The sequence below is a fragment of the Leptotrichia sp. SK-5 genome (genome assembly GCF_055387215.1).
Genome location: NZ_AP028931.1, coordinates 1,850,374 through 1,867,587, shown reverse-complemented (window position 1 = coordinate 1,867,587; position 17,214 = coordinate 1,850,374). Strand labels below are relative to the sequence as shown.

At 30.9% G+C, this 17,214-nt stretch carries 12 protein-coding genes; 11 read left to right on the top strand and 1 reads right to left on the bottom strand.

Features of this window, described 5'->3' with window-relative positions:
- Window positions 1-92: 92 nt before the first annotated feature.
- Window positions 93-608: a hypothetical protein gene (locus ACZ5B9_RS09410; protein WP_464422369.1), complete on the bottom strand. Its 516-nt coding sequence runs from the start codon at window positions 606-608 to the stop codon at window positions 93-95.
- A gap of 284 nt (window positions 609-892) precedes the next feature.
- On the opposite strand from ACZ5B9_RS09410, the gene rapZ reads away from it, so the two are divergent.
- The 11 genes from rapZ (at window position 893) to ACZ5B9_RS09355 (ending at window position 17,176) form a co-directional block, all read left to right on the top strand.
- Entirely contained in the window at window positions 893-1,780 is an 888-nt protein-coding gene (gene rapZ, locus ACZ5B9_RS09405) for an RNase adapter RapZ (RefSeq protein WP_464422368.1), read from the top strand.
- Between the two features lie 9 nt (window positions 1,781-1,789).
- Window positions 1,790-3,574, top strand: a complete 1,785-nt coding sequence (uvrC, locus tag ACZ5B9_RS09400) for an excinuclease ABC subunit UvrC (protein ID WP_464422367.1) — start codon at window positions 1,790-1,792, stop codon at window positions 3,572-3,574.
- 19 nt (window positions 3,575-3,593) lie between these two features.
- Window positions 3,594-4,610 carry a hypothetical protein gene (locus ACZ5B9_RS09395; protein WP_464422366.1) on the top strand — a complete coding sequence of 339 codons (1,017 nt, stop codon included), beginning with the start codon at window positions 3,594-3,596 and terminating at the stop codon, window positions 4,608-4,610.
- 285 nt (window positions 4,611-4,895) lie between these two features.
- Window positions 4,896-6,413, top strand: a complete 1,518-nt coding sequence (locus ACZ5B9_RS09390) for an ABC transporter ATP-binding protein (RefSeq protein ID WP_464422365.1) — start codon at window positions 4,896-4,898, stop codon at window positions 6,411-6,413.
- Window positions 6,406-7,473 (top strand): ABC transporter permease, encoded by a 1,068-nt coding sequence (locus tag ACZ5B9_RS09385; protein ID WP_464422364.1) that lies wholly within the window; start codon window positions 6,406-6,408, stop codon window positions 7,471-7,473. Before ACZ5B9_RS09390 ends, ACZ5B9_RS09385 begins: the two co-directional genes overlap by 8 nt.
- Window positions 7,474-7,520: 47 nt before the next feature.
- On the top strand, window positions 7,521-8,390 hold the full coding sequence (locus tag ACZ5B9_RS09380; RefSeq protein WP_314291655.1) for an ABC transporter permease: 870 nt from the start codon (window positions 7,521-7,523) through the stop codon (window positions 8,388-8,390).
- Between the two features lie 26 nt (window positions 8,391-8,416).
- A complete protein-coding gene (locus ACZ5B9_RS09375; protein WP_464422363.1) occupies window positions 8,417-9,172 on the top strand; it encodes a class I SAM-dependent methyltransferase in 756 nt (251 codons plus the stop codon).
- Between the two features lie 22 nt (window positions 9,173-9,194).
- Window positions 9,195-9,599, top strand: a complete 405-nt coding sequence (locus ACZ5B9_RS09370) for a hypothetical protein (RefSeq protein WP_464422362.1) — start codon at window positions 9,195-9,197, stop codon at window positions 9,597-9,599.
- Window positions 9,600-10,069: 470 nt separating this feature from the next.
- Window positions 10,070-12,898 carry an excinuclease ABC subunit UvrA gene (gene uvrA, locus ACZ5B9_RS09365; RefSeq protein WP_464422360.1) on the top strand — a complete coding sequence of 943 codons (2,829 nt, stop codon included), beginning with the start codon at window positions 10,070-10,072 and terminating at the stop codon, window positions 12,896-12,898.
- A 248-nt stretch (window positions 12,899-13,146) separates the two neighbouring features.
- Window positions 13,147-13,668 (top strand): DUF1439 domain-containing protein, encoded by a 522-nt coding sequence (locus ACZ5B9_RS09360; RefSeq protein WP_464422359.1) that lies wholly within the window; start codon window positions 13,147-13,149, stop codon window positions 13,666-13,668.
- Window positions 13,669-13,792: 124 nt separating this feature from the next.
- On the top strand, window positions 13,793-17,176 hold the full coding sequence (locus ACZ5B9_RS09355) for a DEAD/DEAH box helicase (RefSeq protein ID WP_464422358.1): 3,384 nt from the start codon (window positions 13,793-13,795) through the stop codon (window positions 17,174-17,176).
- Window positions 17,177-17,214 lie beyond the last annotated feature (38 nt).

The window sequence follows — 17,214 nt, the reverse complement described above, 5'->3', positions numbered from 1 at the left end:
AAAAAACTAAATAAATTTATAAGACTCCTTAAAAATACAAAATTTAGGCAGTCTTATTTTTATTTGCTACAAAAAAAGAGAAATAGAAAAATCTATTTCTCCACTAAAACTTTATTATTTTTGATTTTAATGCTTTTTATAGAATTAAATTTTTTGTTATTTCCTAAGTAGAGCAAAGGCTTTTTGTATTGTAGTTCGTAGGATATGGTACTTATAAGGGTAAGGGCGTATTTGTCTGGCTTGGTATCTTTTCCGTCTTTTGTTATTAATTTTTTTAAATTAAAATTCCAAAGATAAAGATTTGAATTTTTATATTCTAATTCACTTTCAAATTTGGCTTTTCCAGTAGTCAGTTCAGAAGTAGCTCTGTCTTTAAATTCATAATCAGCATCAATTATAAGTTTATCATTTTCAAAGTAGACTGTAGGGTTGGAAAGTTTCATATCTCCAAGTGTATACATTGATTTTTCGATTGGAAATTGTGATGTAACAGCAGAAATTATAGTTTCTTTTGGAATTTCTGTTTTATTTTGTGTAAATAGATAGGTACTAATGGCAATTATGAAAAGGATAACTCCTAAAATTATAAAATTAATAAATTTTTTCATATTATATTTCTCCAATTTTAAATTAAACTATTAAAAATTATACAAACTTGGGATTTAAGTAAATAGCCCTAGCCTTTGAGTTCTGTTTTTATAAAATAATATTATCACATGAGGCTTTTAAAGTGCTTAGAATAGGCATTTAAACAATAGATGAAAAAATAAAGCAGTAAAATAATTATTACTAAAATATTTCAAAAATAGTTTATGTAAATGAAAAAATTATGGTATAATTAACAAAGAAAAATATTAAAAAATGAGACAAAAATAAAACATGAGGGAGCAAGATGATAATGGAAGAAGAAGGAGAAAAAAAAGAACTTGTTATAATAACAGGAATGAGTGGTGCAGGAAAATCCGAAACGATGAATTTTTTTGAAGACAGAGAATACTTCTGTATTGACAATTTTCCGATAAGTCTGTTTCAGTATCTAAATGAGATATTTTTGAGCAACAAAAAAAGAAATAAAGTTGCGGTTGCGATAGATATAAGAAATCAGGAATTTATAGAGCAGTTTTTAAAACAGCTTGAGATTTTGGATAAAAATGGAATAGACTATGAAATCATATATCTTGACGCAAGAACAAATGTACTTCTTAGCAGGTATGAGCTTTCCAGAAGAAAACACCCTTTAAATTTATATGATACACTGCTTGAAAATATAGAGGCTGAAAGAAAAATAATTAAAGACTTTATGTTAAAGGCAGATTTGGTAATAGACACTACTAAAACGTCTGTAAAGGAACTTCAGAAAATATTGGAAAAAGAATTTGCAGGGAAAAAAGCAAAATTAAGTGTAAATCTAACTTCTTTTGGATTTAAGAATGGAATACCGCTGGATCTGCATTTGATGTTTGACTTGAGATTTTTGCCAAATCCCTATTATATTCAAGACTTAAAGCGTAAAACGGGTAATCATAAAGATGTACAGGATTATGTAATGGGACTTCCAGAAAGTCAGGAATTTTATAAAATGCTTCTTGATATGCTCAAATATTTGATACCAAAGTATGAAAAGGACGGAAAATCTCATTTGCGTATAGGAATAGGGTGTTCAGGAGGTCAGCATAGATCTGCAACCTTTGTAAATATGCTATGTAAGGATTTATCTCAGAGTCTAGAATATAAGATAACAAAATTCCATAGGGAAATAGGTGATAAAACGGAGGTATAAAAAGACAAAATGGAAGAAGAAATAAAATCACCAATTAAATATAAAGATATTCCGACACATCCAGGAGTTTATTTGATGAAAAATGCTCGAGGAAAGATTATTTATGTTGGGAAAGCGAAAAATTTGCAAAATAGGGTGAAATCTTATTTTATGAATGTAAATTCGCATAATCAGAAGACTCTGGAATTGGTGAAAAATATTAGAGATATTGAGTTTTTTATCTGTAAATCAGAAGTTGAGGCACTTATTCTAGAAAATAATCTTATAAAGAAGAATAAGCCAAAATACAATATTTTATTAAAAGATGAAAAAACTTACCCATATATAAAGTTTACAAAAGAAAAATTTCCTAAAGTGGAAATTGTAAGAAGTACCAAAAAATTAAATGAAAATGCAGAATATTTTGGGCCTTATCCGATGGGAATATTTTTTGCGATGAAGTCGCTCATTAAGATATTTCCAGTACGGGACTGCAATCGAAATATGGACAAAATTACAAAACCCTGCTTAAAATATTATATGAAAACTTGTCCTGCCCCTTGTAAATACAAAGATATCGAAGATGAGTACAGTACAAATGTCAAAAATTTCAAAAATTTTTTGAAGGGGCATTCTGACAAAGTTATTGAAATGCTGGAAAGCCGAATGAAAAAGTTTAGTGATGAAATGGAATTTGAGCGTGCGATTAACGAGCGTGAAAAATTGGCTGTGATGAAAAAAATGCTGGAAACTCAGATTATTGAATACAGTAAGGAAATTGACGAAGATGTATTTGTATTCGAGGAAAAAAGAGAAAATGTGTTTTTGTGCGTACTGAATATTCGGGAAGGGAAGGTTATTAATAAGAACCACACAGTAATTTCGATGGAGAGAAGTCAGGAGGAAAACCTGTTTGAGCGGTTAATTACTTCGTATTATGAAAAAAGGAACATTCCAAAGCATATTATTTGTGATGAGAGATTTATGTCAAGCGAACTTTTAATAAAAGAATGGGCAAAAATTGAAAAACATAGGGAAATAAAATTTCATTTTCCAAAAATAAATAGCCGAAGATTGCAACTGTTAGAAATGGGGTATTTAAACTTACGTGAAGAAGTGGAAAAATACTACAGAAAACGTCGTATGGTTCAGGAAGGGTTGCGTAATTTGAAAAAAGAACTGCGGTTAAAAAGTTTGCCTTACCGAATTGAATGTTTTGATATTTCAAATATTCAAGGAAAAGATGCGGTTGCGGCTATGACGGTGGCACTTGATGGAGAAACAACGCCAAAGGAATATAGACATTTTAAGATTACCGTAAAAGACACGCCCGATGACTTCTTAATGATGAGGGAAGCATTGACACGAAGATATTCCAAAATGGAAAATGATAAAATGCCTAATTTGATTCTAATTGATGGTGGAAAAGGACAGCTCGGTGTAGCTGTAGATGTACTCGAAAAACTTGGGAAAATAGAGCATACTGATGTAATTGGAATCGCAAAAAGGGAAGAGGAAATTTTTAAAAGTTATGAAAGCGAGCCTTATTTATTTGAAAAGACAGACGAAACATTGAAAATTTTGCAAAGATTACGGGATGAAGCTCATAGGTTTGGAATTACTCACCATAGAAAATTACGAAGCAAGCGAAATGTAAAAAGTGCATTGGATGATATTGCAGGAATTGGACCAAAACGTAAAAAGGAATTAATAAAAAAATTTGGATTGATAAAAAATATACGAAATGCAACATTGGAGGAACTGATGGAAGTTGTGCCAGAAAACATTGCTATTTCGATAAAAGAAAATTTATAAAAATATTAGGAGGAAAAACTTGAAAAAATTAATAATTTTGATGTTGCTTGGATGCACTGTGACGAGTTTTGCTCTTTTTGATAAGATAAAAAAGGAGATAAAATGGAAGGAAGAAGAAAAGCCACGATTTAATCAGGTAAAAGTGATAATTGATGGGGAAGAGAAAATGCGGAAGGTTATACCAGGGCGGTATGAGATAAAATTGTTTGAAATTACTTATCCAACAGATTTATTTGGGAAAAATAGATTTTACAATGAATTTAACACTTTTCTGAAAAATATAAAGAAAGGAAAGAAATATTCCTTGCTTCTGGAAAATAGATTTTATCAGGAAATGCAGGATATAAAAATCGATCAGCTTTCGGAAGAGGAAAAAATACTGGAATTACCAGCTTCTTCTTTGGATGAGTATTATAGACAGCAGATGGTTGCAATGTCAAGCGGCGCTAATTTGACGGAATATATAGGAACAGATCAGGAATATTTAAATAGACAGATTTATGTACTTTATGAGCTTTTAAATAAAACTGATTTTAATCCCGCAAATGTTTATTCTGAACTTGACAAGGAATTTTTAATTGAAGAATTGAGAAACCATCGAAAAGAAGTTGTGGAAAACTTTGAAAAATCGAATGTTGAATTTTTTATAAAGGAAACTTATGAAAATTCTGGATTAAATAAATTTAAGGATGATTCAATTTATAAGTTTGATAAGGATATTGTTCTTTCTGATAAACTGGAGGATCAGGCTGTGTTGCCAGAGCTTCAGAGAAATATATATTTAACAGGTTTTCCTAATGATATAATTGAAGAACTTGCCAAAAATAAATTAAAATTAAAAAGATCGCCATTGCTGCTTGAAAATAACGAATATACAGGGTATACTTATAATGAAAACAATACAGTTGTGTTTATTGGTGGGAAAAATCCTAAGTATTATTACAAGGATTACAAGATAAATGTAGTAAAAAAACCAATAGCAGTACTTGATTTGTTGAAGACAAATTCTAATTATTACGTGTCAGATTTTTTTTAAAATTATATTTTTAATAATATAAATAATAATACGAATTCCAAATCATTCATTCGTCTATTTTTTTATGTTTAAATTTTAGATTATTTTTTTTATTTATAGTTTTTTTGAGTACTTATAATTTTCTAGTTAAAGCAATATTTAAAATAAAAGAATATAAAAACAAAAGGAACAATAATTGTTTATAAAAATAATTGAAAAATGTAAAGCGTAAAAAAATTTTTTGGATGAATGATTTTAGGAATAAAAAATATTGAACAAATAAAATCTTAAGAAGTAGGAGGAAAGATGAGCGAATATATTTTGGAAATGAAAAATATACGGAAAGAGTTTTTGGGCGGAAAAATTGTCGCAAATGATGATATTACGCTAAAAGTAAAAAAAGGGGAGATTCATGCAATTGTTGGGGAAAATGGAGCAGGCAAGTCCACGCTTATGAAGATTTTAAATGGATTGTATTCTCCGACTTCTGGTGAGATTTTTTATAAGGGGGAAAAAATTGATATTGAAAATCCTACAACTGCGGCAAATTTGGGGATTGGAATGGTTTATCAGCATTTTATGCTAGTTGATACATTGACAGTTGCTGAAAATATGGTTCTAGGATTTGAACCTACAAAGGGTGGTGTATTTTTTGACCTTAATACTGCGAGAAAGCAGGTCAGGGAAGTTTCTGAAAAATATGGGCTGAACATTGATCCAGATGCGAAAGTATCAGATCTGTCAGTTGGGATTCATCAAAGAATTGAGATTTTAAAGGTATTATTTAAAGGTGCAGAATTACTTGTATTCGATGAGCCAAGTGCAGTGCTTACACCACAGGAAGTAAAAGAACTTTATGAGATTATGAGAAACCTTATAAAAGAAGGAAAAACAATTATCTTTATTTCACATAAATTGCAGGAAGTACTTGATTTATCAGATAATATAACAGTTATTCGACGTGGAAGCGATGTTGGAGGATTGAAAACCGCAGAAGCAACAAAGGAAAAAATCGCAAACCTTATGGTTGGACGTGTGGTATTGTTTGAAGTGAAACGTCCAGATGTAAAACTTGGAAATGTGGTTGTAAAAGTTGATAATCTGACTGTAAAAAGTGGAGGCATTGAAAAAGTTAAAGGTGTTTCATTTGAAATACATGAAGGTGAAGTGCTTGGAATTGCTGGAGTAGAAGGAAATGGACAGACTGAACTTATTGAGGCCTTGGCAGGGCTTGTAAAAGTTGATGGTGGAACTTATTTTATAAATAATGATGAGCTGGAAAACAAGACACCTAAACTTATCAAGGAAAAAGGACTTTCCCATATACCTGAAAATAGACATAAACGAGCAACTATTGATGATTTTACAATAGAGGAAAATATGGCTTTGGGACTTCAGGATTTGTATTCTAAAGGACTATTGCTTAATTATAGTGAAATTGAAAGAAAAACTAATGAATATATAGAAAAATACGATATTAGACCTACAGATGGAAAAATCAAGTTTGGTGGATTATCTGGTGGAAATCAGCAGAAAGTTGTTGTAGCAAGAGAGCTGGAACGTGAAAACAAATTTATTATTGCGGCACAGCCTACAAGGGGAGTCGATATAGGGGCAATAGAAATGATTCACAATACAATTTTAAATGAAAAAACTAAGAAAAAGGCAATAATGGTTGTTTCGGCGGAACTGTCGGAAGTAATGGCTCTGAGTGATAGAATAGCCGTAATGTATTCAGGAAAAATTGTAGGAATTCTGGATAGAAAAGATGCAACAACAGAAAAATTAGGAATATTAATGGCAGGAGGGAAAATAGATGATTAAAAATAGGATAAAGGATTTTCTACCGTCTATAATTGCAGTATTAATCGCATTGATTATTGGTGGAATAATAATGATGACGAAAGGTGTAAATCCGTTTACAGCCTACATTGATATGATGAGAGCAGCTTTTTATCAGGCTTCTCCAAGATCACCATTCTTTAGTGGACTTGCAAAAACATTATTTATTGCAACGCCATTAATATTTTCAGCACTTGCGACAATGGTAGCTTTTAAAGCGGGATTATTTAATATTGGAATGCAAGGGCAAATGGTTGCTGGGGGACTTGCTGCAACTTTCTGGGGAATTACATTTAAAAATTATGTTTTTGGAAATGTATTTGTTGTAATACTTGTAGCTATAATCGCAGGATTTTTATGGGCTGGAGTAGCTGGACTGTTACGTGCAAAGTTTGGAGTGAATGAAGTAATCAGTACAATTATGTTAAACTATATCATGATTGAAGTGCAAAATTTCCTGTTAAACGGAATTTTAAAAGATACAACTACACAAAATACACAATCGCCACGTGTTTTTGAAGGAGCCAGATTGCCGTTACTTTTTGCAAAAGTTACAAAACAGAACTTGAATTTTGGTTTTGTAATCGCAATTCTTCTGACAATAGGAATATTTTTCTTTTTCAAATATTTCAAAAAAGGATATGAAATAAAAGCAGTTGGACAAAGTGATACAGTTGCTGAAAATGCAGGAATTAATCCAAAATACATTATGTTTTTGGCAATGGGAATCGCTGGAGCGTGTGCTGGACTTGGAGGAGCTGAACGTGTTTTAGGTGGAGCTTCTCAGTACACATACACTGAACTTATAATGGGAGATTATGGATTTACAGGACTTGCAGTAGCGCTTCTTGGAAAAAATAACCCATTTGGAATATTAGTTGCGGCTATATTTTATGCGGCACTTGAAGTTGGGGGACAAATGTTGCAGCAAAGATACCAGATTGACAAGGATATTGTATTTATTGTACAAGCGTTAATCATTATTTTTGTAGCATCAGAAAATTTATTTAAATTTATGCTTAACAAAAAGAAAACGGCATAAATTTAGTTATTTAAATAAAAAATATTGAGTCAGAAAGGAAAAATAAAATGAATATATTACAACAAATATTTAATTTATTACAGCAGACAATAATAATAGCACCTCCAATTCTTATAACAGCCGTAGGAGCGTGTATTTCTGAAAGAAGTGGAATTGTTAATATTGGACTTGAAGGAATTATGTTAAGTTCAGCATTTGCAACAGCAGTTGCTAATATAACTACAGGGAATCCATATTTAGGAATAATTTTTGGAATAATAGTGGGAATTCTAATTTCGCTAATTCATGCAGTAATCAGTATCAACCTTAGAGGAAATCAAATTATAAGTGGAGTTGCAATAAATCTGTTTGCGGCTGCAATAACTTCATATTCAATAAAAACTATCTTTAAAACTGCTGGAAGTACTCCATTAGCAAAATCATTGGCAAATCGTCCATTAATGATAATACTGATTTATGCAGTTGCCATAGCAATGTATTTCTTTTTGTATAAAACTGTTTTAGGTTTGAGAATCCGTTCAGTTGGAGAACATCCATTAGCAGCTGATACAGTTGGAATAAGTGTTTACAAGACAAGATATATTGCTGTACTTATATCAGGTGCATTAGCAGGGCTTGGTGGAGCTTATCTTACAGCTGTATTGCTTCCTGCCTTTTCAAATAATATGTCAGCAGGACGTGGATACATCGCATTGGCAGCAATGATTTTTGGAAAATGGAATCCATTAGGAGCAATTTTAGCAAGTCTATTATTTGCTTTCGGACAAGCATTTGCAGATGTTTCAAAAACAATCGGACTGCCAATATCTCAGCAATTTTTGACAATGATACCATACGTTTTGACTTTATTGGCGTTAGTTGGATTTGTAGGAAAATCGAAAGCACCGAAAGCATCAGGATTGCCGTATGAAAAATAAAATTTGATAACAAAAAAGGAATAAAAATGACAAAATCTTATCAGGAAATAAATGCAGAAACAATTGACCGATGGGTTGAAGAAGGCTGGGAATGGGGACAGCCAATTAGCCATGAAACTTATTTAAACGCTAAAAATGGTAATTGGGATGTCCTCTTAACACCAGTCAATCCTGTACCTCACGAATGGTTTGGAAACTTAAAAGATAAAAAAATATTAGGACTGGCTTCTGGTGGTGGACAGCAAATGCCTATATTTGTTGCTTTGGGTGCAAACTGCACTGTTTTGGATTATTCAGATAAACAGCTGGAAGCTGAAAAAATGGTTGCAGAACGTGAAAAATATGAAATAGAAATTATCAAAGCTGATATGACAAAAAAATTACCATTTGCAGACAATAGTTTTGACATAATTTTTCATCCAGTAAGCAACTCCTATATCGAAAAAGTTGAACCAGTTTTTAAAGAATGTTACCGAATCCTGAAAAAAGGTGGAATTTTATTGTGCGGCTTGGATATTGGAACAAATTATACTGTAGATGAAAAGGAAGAAAAAATCATCAATAGTCTTCCATTCAACCCATTAGTCAATGAAGAGCAAAGAAAACAGCTGGAAGAACAAGACTGTGGAATTCAATTTTCCCACACAATATCAGAACAGATAGGTGGACAGTTAAAAGCTGGATTTAGACTAACAGATGTTTATGATGATACAAATGGATTTGGAAGGTTGCATGAACTTAATATTGCAAGTTTTGTAGCAACAAGAGCAATAAAAGAATAAAAATACAAAAGGAATATTTAATATGAGAAAAATAGTTTTTATATTTATGGTATTTTCTTTAGTTTCTTTTTCAAATTCAGAATTTCCAGGCATTAGATTATTAGTAAATTTTAATCAATGTGACAAAAATGATAGAGAACATTTAGAAACATTGAAAAATGAAAATCAAAAAATGATTGAAATATACAATAAACTAATTCAAAAATTTGATAAAGGTGGAGAAAGTTACTATAAATTAAAACAAAAATTAGTTAGTTCACAAGAAAACTGGTTAAAAAACTTTTATGAAGGATTGAAAGATTTGACAAAAGATGTTTATTTTGTTAATTTATGTGCGGCTGAACAATTTCGAGTGAGCTCAGAGGTTAGTTTTATACAACAAAGAATATTAGAATTAACTGATGAATATAAAAAATATTTAGATTAAATAAATAATTGAAAAAATCTGTTTCATAGATTGTAAAAAAAATTTGTGAAACAGGCTTTTTTGTCTTTAAAACAGTAAAAAATTTATTTTAAAGTTTATAAAATAGTGGTTATTAATGAATATTTTTTCTGTAGTTTATATGTTTTTTCTTTTTTATAAAGCAAAGGGGAACAGTCGCCATCCCCTTTGCAAACCCGGCTCGTCTAAGCATTTTTTTGAAATAAAAATGAAACTCGCTACGTAAAACTTCGCTCAAACAATCATTTTCATTCCAAAAAAATCACGACAATTTTAATTTAATTATAAAAAGTAATCTAACTAAAATAAATAAAGAAAAAATTTAAACATTATAGAAAATACTTATTAATTATTTCATAAACTTTAAAAGTAAAAAATTAAATTTAAAATAAAAAAATAAAATGGAATTGGTTTATTGAGGGGAATTTTAGGAGAGAGGAACATCGAAAAGAATGAAAGACAACAAGATAAAAATTATTGGAGCAAGAGAGCATAATTTGAAGAATATTGATATTGAGATTCCTAAGAATGAGCTTGTGGTAATTACAGGGGTTTCGGGGAGTGGGAAGTCTTCGCTTGCGTTTGACACGATATATTCGGAAGGGCAAAGGAGGTATGTGGAGAGTTTGTCGGCTTATGCGAGAATGTTTATTGGGCAAATGCAGAAGCCTGAACTGGATAGTATTGAGGGGCTTTCGCCTGCGATTTCGATTGAGCAGAAAAGTGTTTCTAAGAATCCACGTTCGACTGTTGGGACAACTACGGAAATTTATGATTATATGAGGCTTTTGTGGGCACACATTGGAGAAGCTCATTGTCCTATTTGCCATCAGAAGGTGGAAAAACAATCGATTCAGGAAATTGTGGACAATCTTGTGAATGGTCGAAATGAAAAGGATAAACTTATTGTATTGTCACCTGTTGTTATTGATAAAAAGGGGACTCATAAAAATTTATTCTTGAATTTGCAGAAAAAAGGGTTTCAGAGAGTTCGAGTAAATGGTGATATTCTGGACTTGAATGACACAATTGACTTAGATAAGAATAAAAGACATAATATTGAAGTTGTTGTGGATAGGCTTGTTGTAAAAAAAGATGATAAGGAATTTTTGAGCAGAATTACAGAAGCTATCGAAACGGCGAGTGAGCTTTCTAATGGAAAAATTATTGCAAATGTGAATGGAGAAGATAACAAATATAGTGAAAATTTTTCCTGCCCAAATCATCCTGATGTGATTTTTCCTGATGTTGTGCCAAGACTGTTTTCATTTAATGCACCTTATGGAGCCTGTGAAGTTTGTAATGGGCTTGGTTCAAGGCTGGAAGTGGATGAGAATAAATTGATTGTAGATGAAAATTTGTCAATTAATGAAGGTGGAATAGTTTTTCCAGGAGCAACTACGAAAAAGGGATGGAACTGGGATTTATTCACAGCGATGGCAAAGGCACATAAAATTGATTTGGATAAAAAGGTGTCTGAATTGACTCGAAAAGAGAAGGATATAATTTTTTATGGAAGTAATAAGAAGTTTAAGTTTTCTTGGAGCGGGGATAGTTTTAGTTATAATGGAAATAGAGAATTTGAGGGAATTGTGAATGGTATTGAGCGTCGATATAGAGAAACTGCTTCGGAGTCAGCAAAGGAAGAGATGGAAGCCAAATATATGACCGAGAGAACTTGTAAGACTTGTAAGGGAAAAAGACTGAAAGATGTTGTTTTGGCGATAACTGTAAATGATAAGAGTATTATTGACTTGACAGAAGTAAGTGTTGTTGATGCACTGAAATTTTATGAAAATATTACGCTTACTGAAAAGCAGATGCAAATCGCGGCGGAAATATTGAAAGAGATAAAAGAGCGGCTAAAATTTATGATAAATGTAGGGCTTGACTATTTGAGCCTTTCCAGAATGACAAAAACTCTATCTGGTGGGGAATCACAGAGAATAAGACTGGCAACTCAGATTGGAAGCAGGCTTACAGGTGTAATTTATGTACTGGATGAGCCAAGTATTGGACTTCATCAGAGAGATAATGATAAATTGCTTGCAACATTGAAGGATTTACGTGACATTGGGAATAGTCTGATTGTGGTTGAGCATGATGAGGATACGATGAGAGAGGCTGATTATCTGATTGACATAGGACCAGGAGCTGGAATTAATGGTGGAAAAGTTGTTGCAGAAGGGACTCCGAAGCAAGTTATGAAAAATAAAAAATCATTGACTGCACAATATTTGAATGGAAAAATAAAAATAGAAGTACCTGAAAATAGAAGAAAAGCCACTAAAGAAATTGTTTTGAAAAATGCGAAGGGAAATAATCTGAAAAATGTTACAGTACATATTCCATTGGAAGTATTTACTGTGGTTACAGGAGTTTCTGGAAGTGGAAAATCGACATTGATAAATCAGACACTTTATCCAGAACTTCACAACAGGCTGAATAAAGGAAAATTGTATCCGCTAGAAAATAGTGGGATAGAAGGTCTTGAACATTTGGAGAAAATTATTGATATAAACCAGTCGCCAATTGGAAGAACTCCTCGTTCAAATACTGCAACTTATACGAAAATATTTGATGATATAAGGGATTTATTTGCTCAGACAAATGATGCAAAAGTGAGAGGATACAGCAAGGGAAGATTTTCGTTTAATGTGAAAGGTGGAAGATGTGAAGCCTGTAGCGGTGCTGGAATTAATAAAATTGAAATGAATTTCTTGCCAGATGTTTATGTAGAATGTGAAGTTTGTAAAGGAAAACGTTATAATAGAGAAACGTTGGAAGTACATTACAAAGGGAAAAGTATTTCGGATGTGCTGGATATGACGGTTGAAGAAGCATACGAATTTTTTAAGAATATTCCGACACTTGAGAGAAAATTGCAGACATTAATTGATGTGGGAATGAACTATATCCAGCTGGGACAGCCTGCGACAACTCTTTCTGGAGGGGAAGCCCAAAGAATAAAACTGGCTACAGAACTTTCTAAAATTTCACGTGGTAAAACAATTTATGTGCTAGATGAGCCTACAACTGGACTTCATTTTGAAGATATTAGAAAACTGCTGGAAGTACTGAATCGTCTTGTAGAAAAAGGAAATACAGTACTTGTAATTGAGCATAATCTCGATGTTATAAAATATGCTGATTATATAATAGATATAGGTCCTGAAGGTGGTCATAAGGGCGGACAGATTATTGCACAAGGTACTCCAGAGGAAATATTAAAATCTCGAAAATCACATACAGCAAAATTTTTAAAAAAATATTTGAAATAAAAATTCAGATTTAAGGTAAAACTAATTTTAAAAATATGAAATAATAAATAATATTTTGTATTATTAGGGCAAGCAAATACTTGAAAATTATTTTAAAATATACTCAAAACCGTTTAAAATTGAATTGCTAGAAATTATATAAATTTAGGGTTTGAGTAAAATAGTCATAACTTTTGAGTTCTGTTTTAAACTAGTTTTACTATAAGTTCAAGTAAATTGTAACAAAGAAAAGGAGAAAAAGATTGGTTATGAAAAGTAAAAATTCATTTTTAAAAATGGTGTTATTAATGCTGATAATGATGTTTGGAGTAATTTCCTGCGATTTTTTGGCAAATAAAACCATTCGTGTGCCAAAATCGGTAATTGAGTCAAAGGCTAAGGAAAAATTCCCGATTACAAAGAACTTTCTAGTAGGGAAAATTACTGTAAAAAATCCCAAAATTTCATTTAAAGATAACAGAATTTATCTTGTAACGGATTATGACGCCTCATTGCTGGCAGATAGATCAGAAGGAGTTATTGAGTTAAATAGTGAAATTAAGTTTGACGAAAAAACAAACCAGCTCTATTTGGTAGACATGCAAGTAGAAAAAATTATGGATAAAAATGGAAAAGATGTTGTGACAACACCTGTTGCAAAATCAATGAAAGCCCTAATATCAAATTATTTGGAAACAAATCCAGTTTACAAATATGAGCCAGATGATAAGAAAAAAGTTAAAGTAAAAAATATGTTTATAAAAAATGGAAAGTTATTTGTACAAACTTAATGGAGAATTTTAATTTTTACAGTGGAATTTAGATTTCACTGTTTTTTGTTGAAAAAATTGTATATTTTTAATTTGTCTGATATTATTAAGTAATGAAGATGTTTTTAGGAAGGAAAGTACAGAATTGGAAAAATTATTTGAGAAACTAAAAAAATTGACTACCCCAACTATTTCTGATAGGGGGAAAATGTATTTTGTTAATAAAAAAGCAGAATTGACAAGACTTATAAAAACTTCAGATAAAATAACGATAGAATCACGAGTTATGGGAAGTTATGAAAATATTTACTATGTTGATATAACTTATTTTGAAGGTAATGAGAAAAAAGAAGAGAATCTTGTGTATGAATGTGACTGTCTAAATTTTTTGGAAAATAAAAAACCTTGTAAACACATTATAGCGACTGGAATAGCGGCAGATAAAGAAATCGAGGCTGGAAATATTTATTTTAAAAAAAATAGGGAATTTAAAATGGAAGAGGAAGAGCATAATATTAAAAGAGAAGAAGCGAAAGAAGAAAATGATTCCTTTGAAACGCTTCAAAAAAATTTAGGAATAAAAAAAGCATTTTCTAAAAAAAATACATATAAAGATATTGAAAAAGAAGCAATTAAAAAATTTAAGGAAAGGTTACTAGAATTAAAAAACAGAATTGGCAACGATGAAATTCCAAATTTGGAAAAAACTGAATACAAATTGGAACTTGAATTAAACCAGGATATGCCATCAATGTCTACTTTAAGAGTAAGAGCGGGAGAGAAAAAATTAAGTTACATAAAAGATCTAGAACATTTTGTTCATCAAGTGGCAAGAGGAAAATCTTATGAAATAAGCTCTAAAAATGTTTATAATCCAAATATACATTATTTTAACGAAATAGATAAGAAAATAGTTGAAAATTTGAATAATTATTTTGGTAATAAAGAAAAATTTGGGATGCATTTTAATGGTTATTACGTAAAGCTACAGGGGGAACCCTTAAATCCGATGTTGGGAGAGATGATATTTTCAGCTGTAGAAAATAAAAAAACAATAAAATTTGGAAATAAAACACTTTATGTGACAGGAGAACATGAACCTGTGTTTGCATTTCAGAAAGATAAACGTGGACGAGAAAAGATAATCATAAGGGATTTTTCGGTTTTATCTCCTACGAGTCGTTATTTTAACTTGAATAGTGGGATATCAAATATTATAAAGTTTTATAAAATGAGTGGCATGGAATGGGAAATCATAAATACACTTACAGTAGGTAGTAAAAGTGAAATAGAATTTTTGAATGAAATATCGGGAAAATTAGTTAATGAAATAATAGAAGTTCTTTCAAAATATGAAATTCCAATTGCCAAAGTTACAGAAGAATACGGAAAAGTTAATATTTTTGTGGAAGAAGGAAATAGAAAAAATAAACTTTTGATAATGCTTTCGTGTCTTGAAGAAAGTGTCAAAATAGACGGTAAATATTTTATTCCTCGAAAAAATAAAAAACTTCAAAGAGAGATTTCTGAAGATTTTCAAGAAAATGCCGATGCTCACTTTATAGATATAGAACCACGCTTAGAACGTGTATACAGCAAAAAAATGAGAAAATTCACACACAAACAGTTAAAATCTGATGATATTATGTTAGAAATTGATAAAAACAAGTTTTTAAAAATAGCGGATATTATTGACGAAAAATATGCTGAAAATGTAAATATAAATGTAAGTGACAAAGTAAAAAAAATTCGTAGAGTTAGTGTACAAATGAATATAAAATCTGTTGAAAATGAACTTTTTAGTTTCGATTTCAATGTTGAAGGAGTTGATGAAAAAGATGTCGAAACAATTTTAGAGGGAGTAAAGAATGAAGAAAAATTCATTACGCTGTCAAGTGGTGAACTTGTGAAAATAGCTAACAAAAGTAGTGAAGAGATGATTGGAATTGTAGATGCGATTTCAGATTTGAAGATTGGAGAAAATAGAATTTCTAAGATAAAGGTTTTACAGCTGGCACAAGTTTCTAACAGTATTAACGAGGAATTAAATGAAATGGAAGAATTTAAGGAACTTTTCCAAAAAATAAAAAATCGTGAAAATAAGGAACCATCAAATATAAAGGCAAAACTGTTTCCCTATCAAAAAATTGGGTTTAATTGGCTAAAAAATATGTACGATATTGGCTTTAGCGGAATTTTGGCAGATGATATGGGACTTGGTAAAACTTTACAGGTGATTTCGCTTATTTCAGAGATTCAGCTGAGAAATAAAGATTTGTTTGGAATAATTATTGTTCCGACTTCACTTCTGCACAACTGGAAGGAGGAATTTCATAAATTTTCGGATATAAAGCCAATTCTTGTAGAAGGAGCTGCCAGTGTAAGAAAAGAGCTAATTGAAAAAGTTGAAAAAGGAATTTTGATAACAACTTATCAGACTTTTAGAAATGATGTAAAAAATTATAGAAACAAAAAATTTGATGTTGCAATACTGGATGAGGCACAAAATATAAAAAATGTATCTTCACTTGTAAAAAAAGCAACAGATAAGCTAAACAGCTCTGTAAATTTTGCACTTACAGGAACTCCAATTGAAAACAGCATTATGGAACTCTGGTCAATTTTTGACTTTATCTTGCCTGGTTATCTAGACAGCATAACAAAATTTAGAAAAAAATATAAAAATTCATTAAATAATCCAGATTCTAAAAAAATATTTAATTTGAAAAAAATAGTTTCTCCGTTTATTTTACGAAGAACAAAAAAAGAAGTATTAGCAGAACTGCCTGAAAAAGTAGAAAACAATATGATTGTTGAATTAAGCAGTGAGCAGAAAAAATTATATATGGCATACGTAAAACAAGCCAAAAAACAACTTATAGAATTTGACAAGGAAGAAAACAATAATCTGAAAGTACTGGCAATTTTAACAAAATTACGCCAAATCTGTAATTCTCCACAATTGTTCGATGAAAATTATAAAGGTGAAGTTGCTAAAATTGAACTTTTAAAGGAATTAATGCCTGATATTTTGGGAAATAACCATAGAATGCTTATATTTTCACAATTTTTAGGAACTCTTGAAGAAATAAAAATAGAATTGGAAAAAGAAAAAGTTAAATATTTTTTCATAGACGGAAGCGTGAAATCAAAAGAACGTATGGAAATTTCCAAAAAATTCAATTCAGGTGAAGGACAAGTTGTTTTAATTTCGTTAAAGGCTGGAGGAACAGGATTAAATTTGGTTGGAGCAGATGTCGTAATTCATTATGATCCGTGGTGGAATTTTGCAGTAGAAAATCAAGCAAATGACAGGGCTCACAGAATCGGACAGAAAAAAAGCGTCCAAGTCATAAAACTGATAACAGAAGGTACAATTGAGGAAAAAATAATAAAACTTCAAGAAAAAAAACGAACCTTGAGTGAAAATATTTTGGAAAAAAACAATAAAAGTGATAATCAGAAATCAAAAGATATTTTTGAGATGAATGAGAGAGAATTGATGGAGCTTTTGAGTCTTGAAAAATAAAATATTGATTTGAAAAAATTTCAAAAATTTTAGATTTC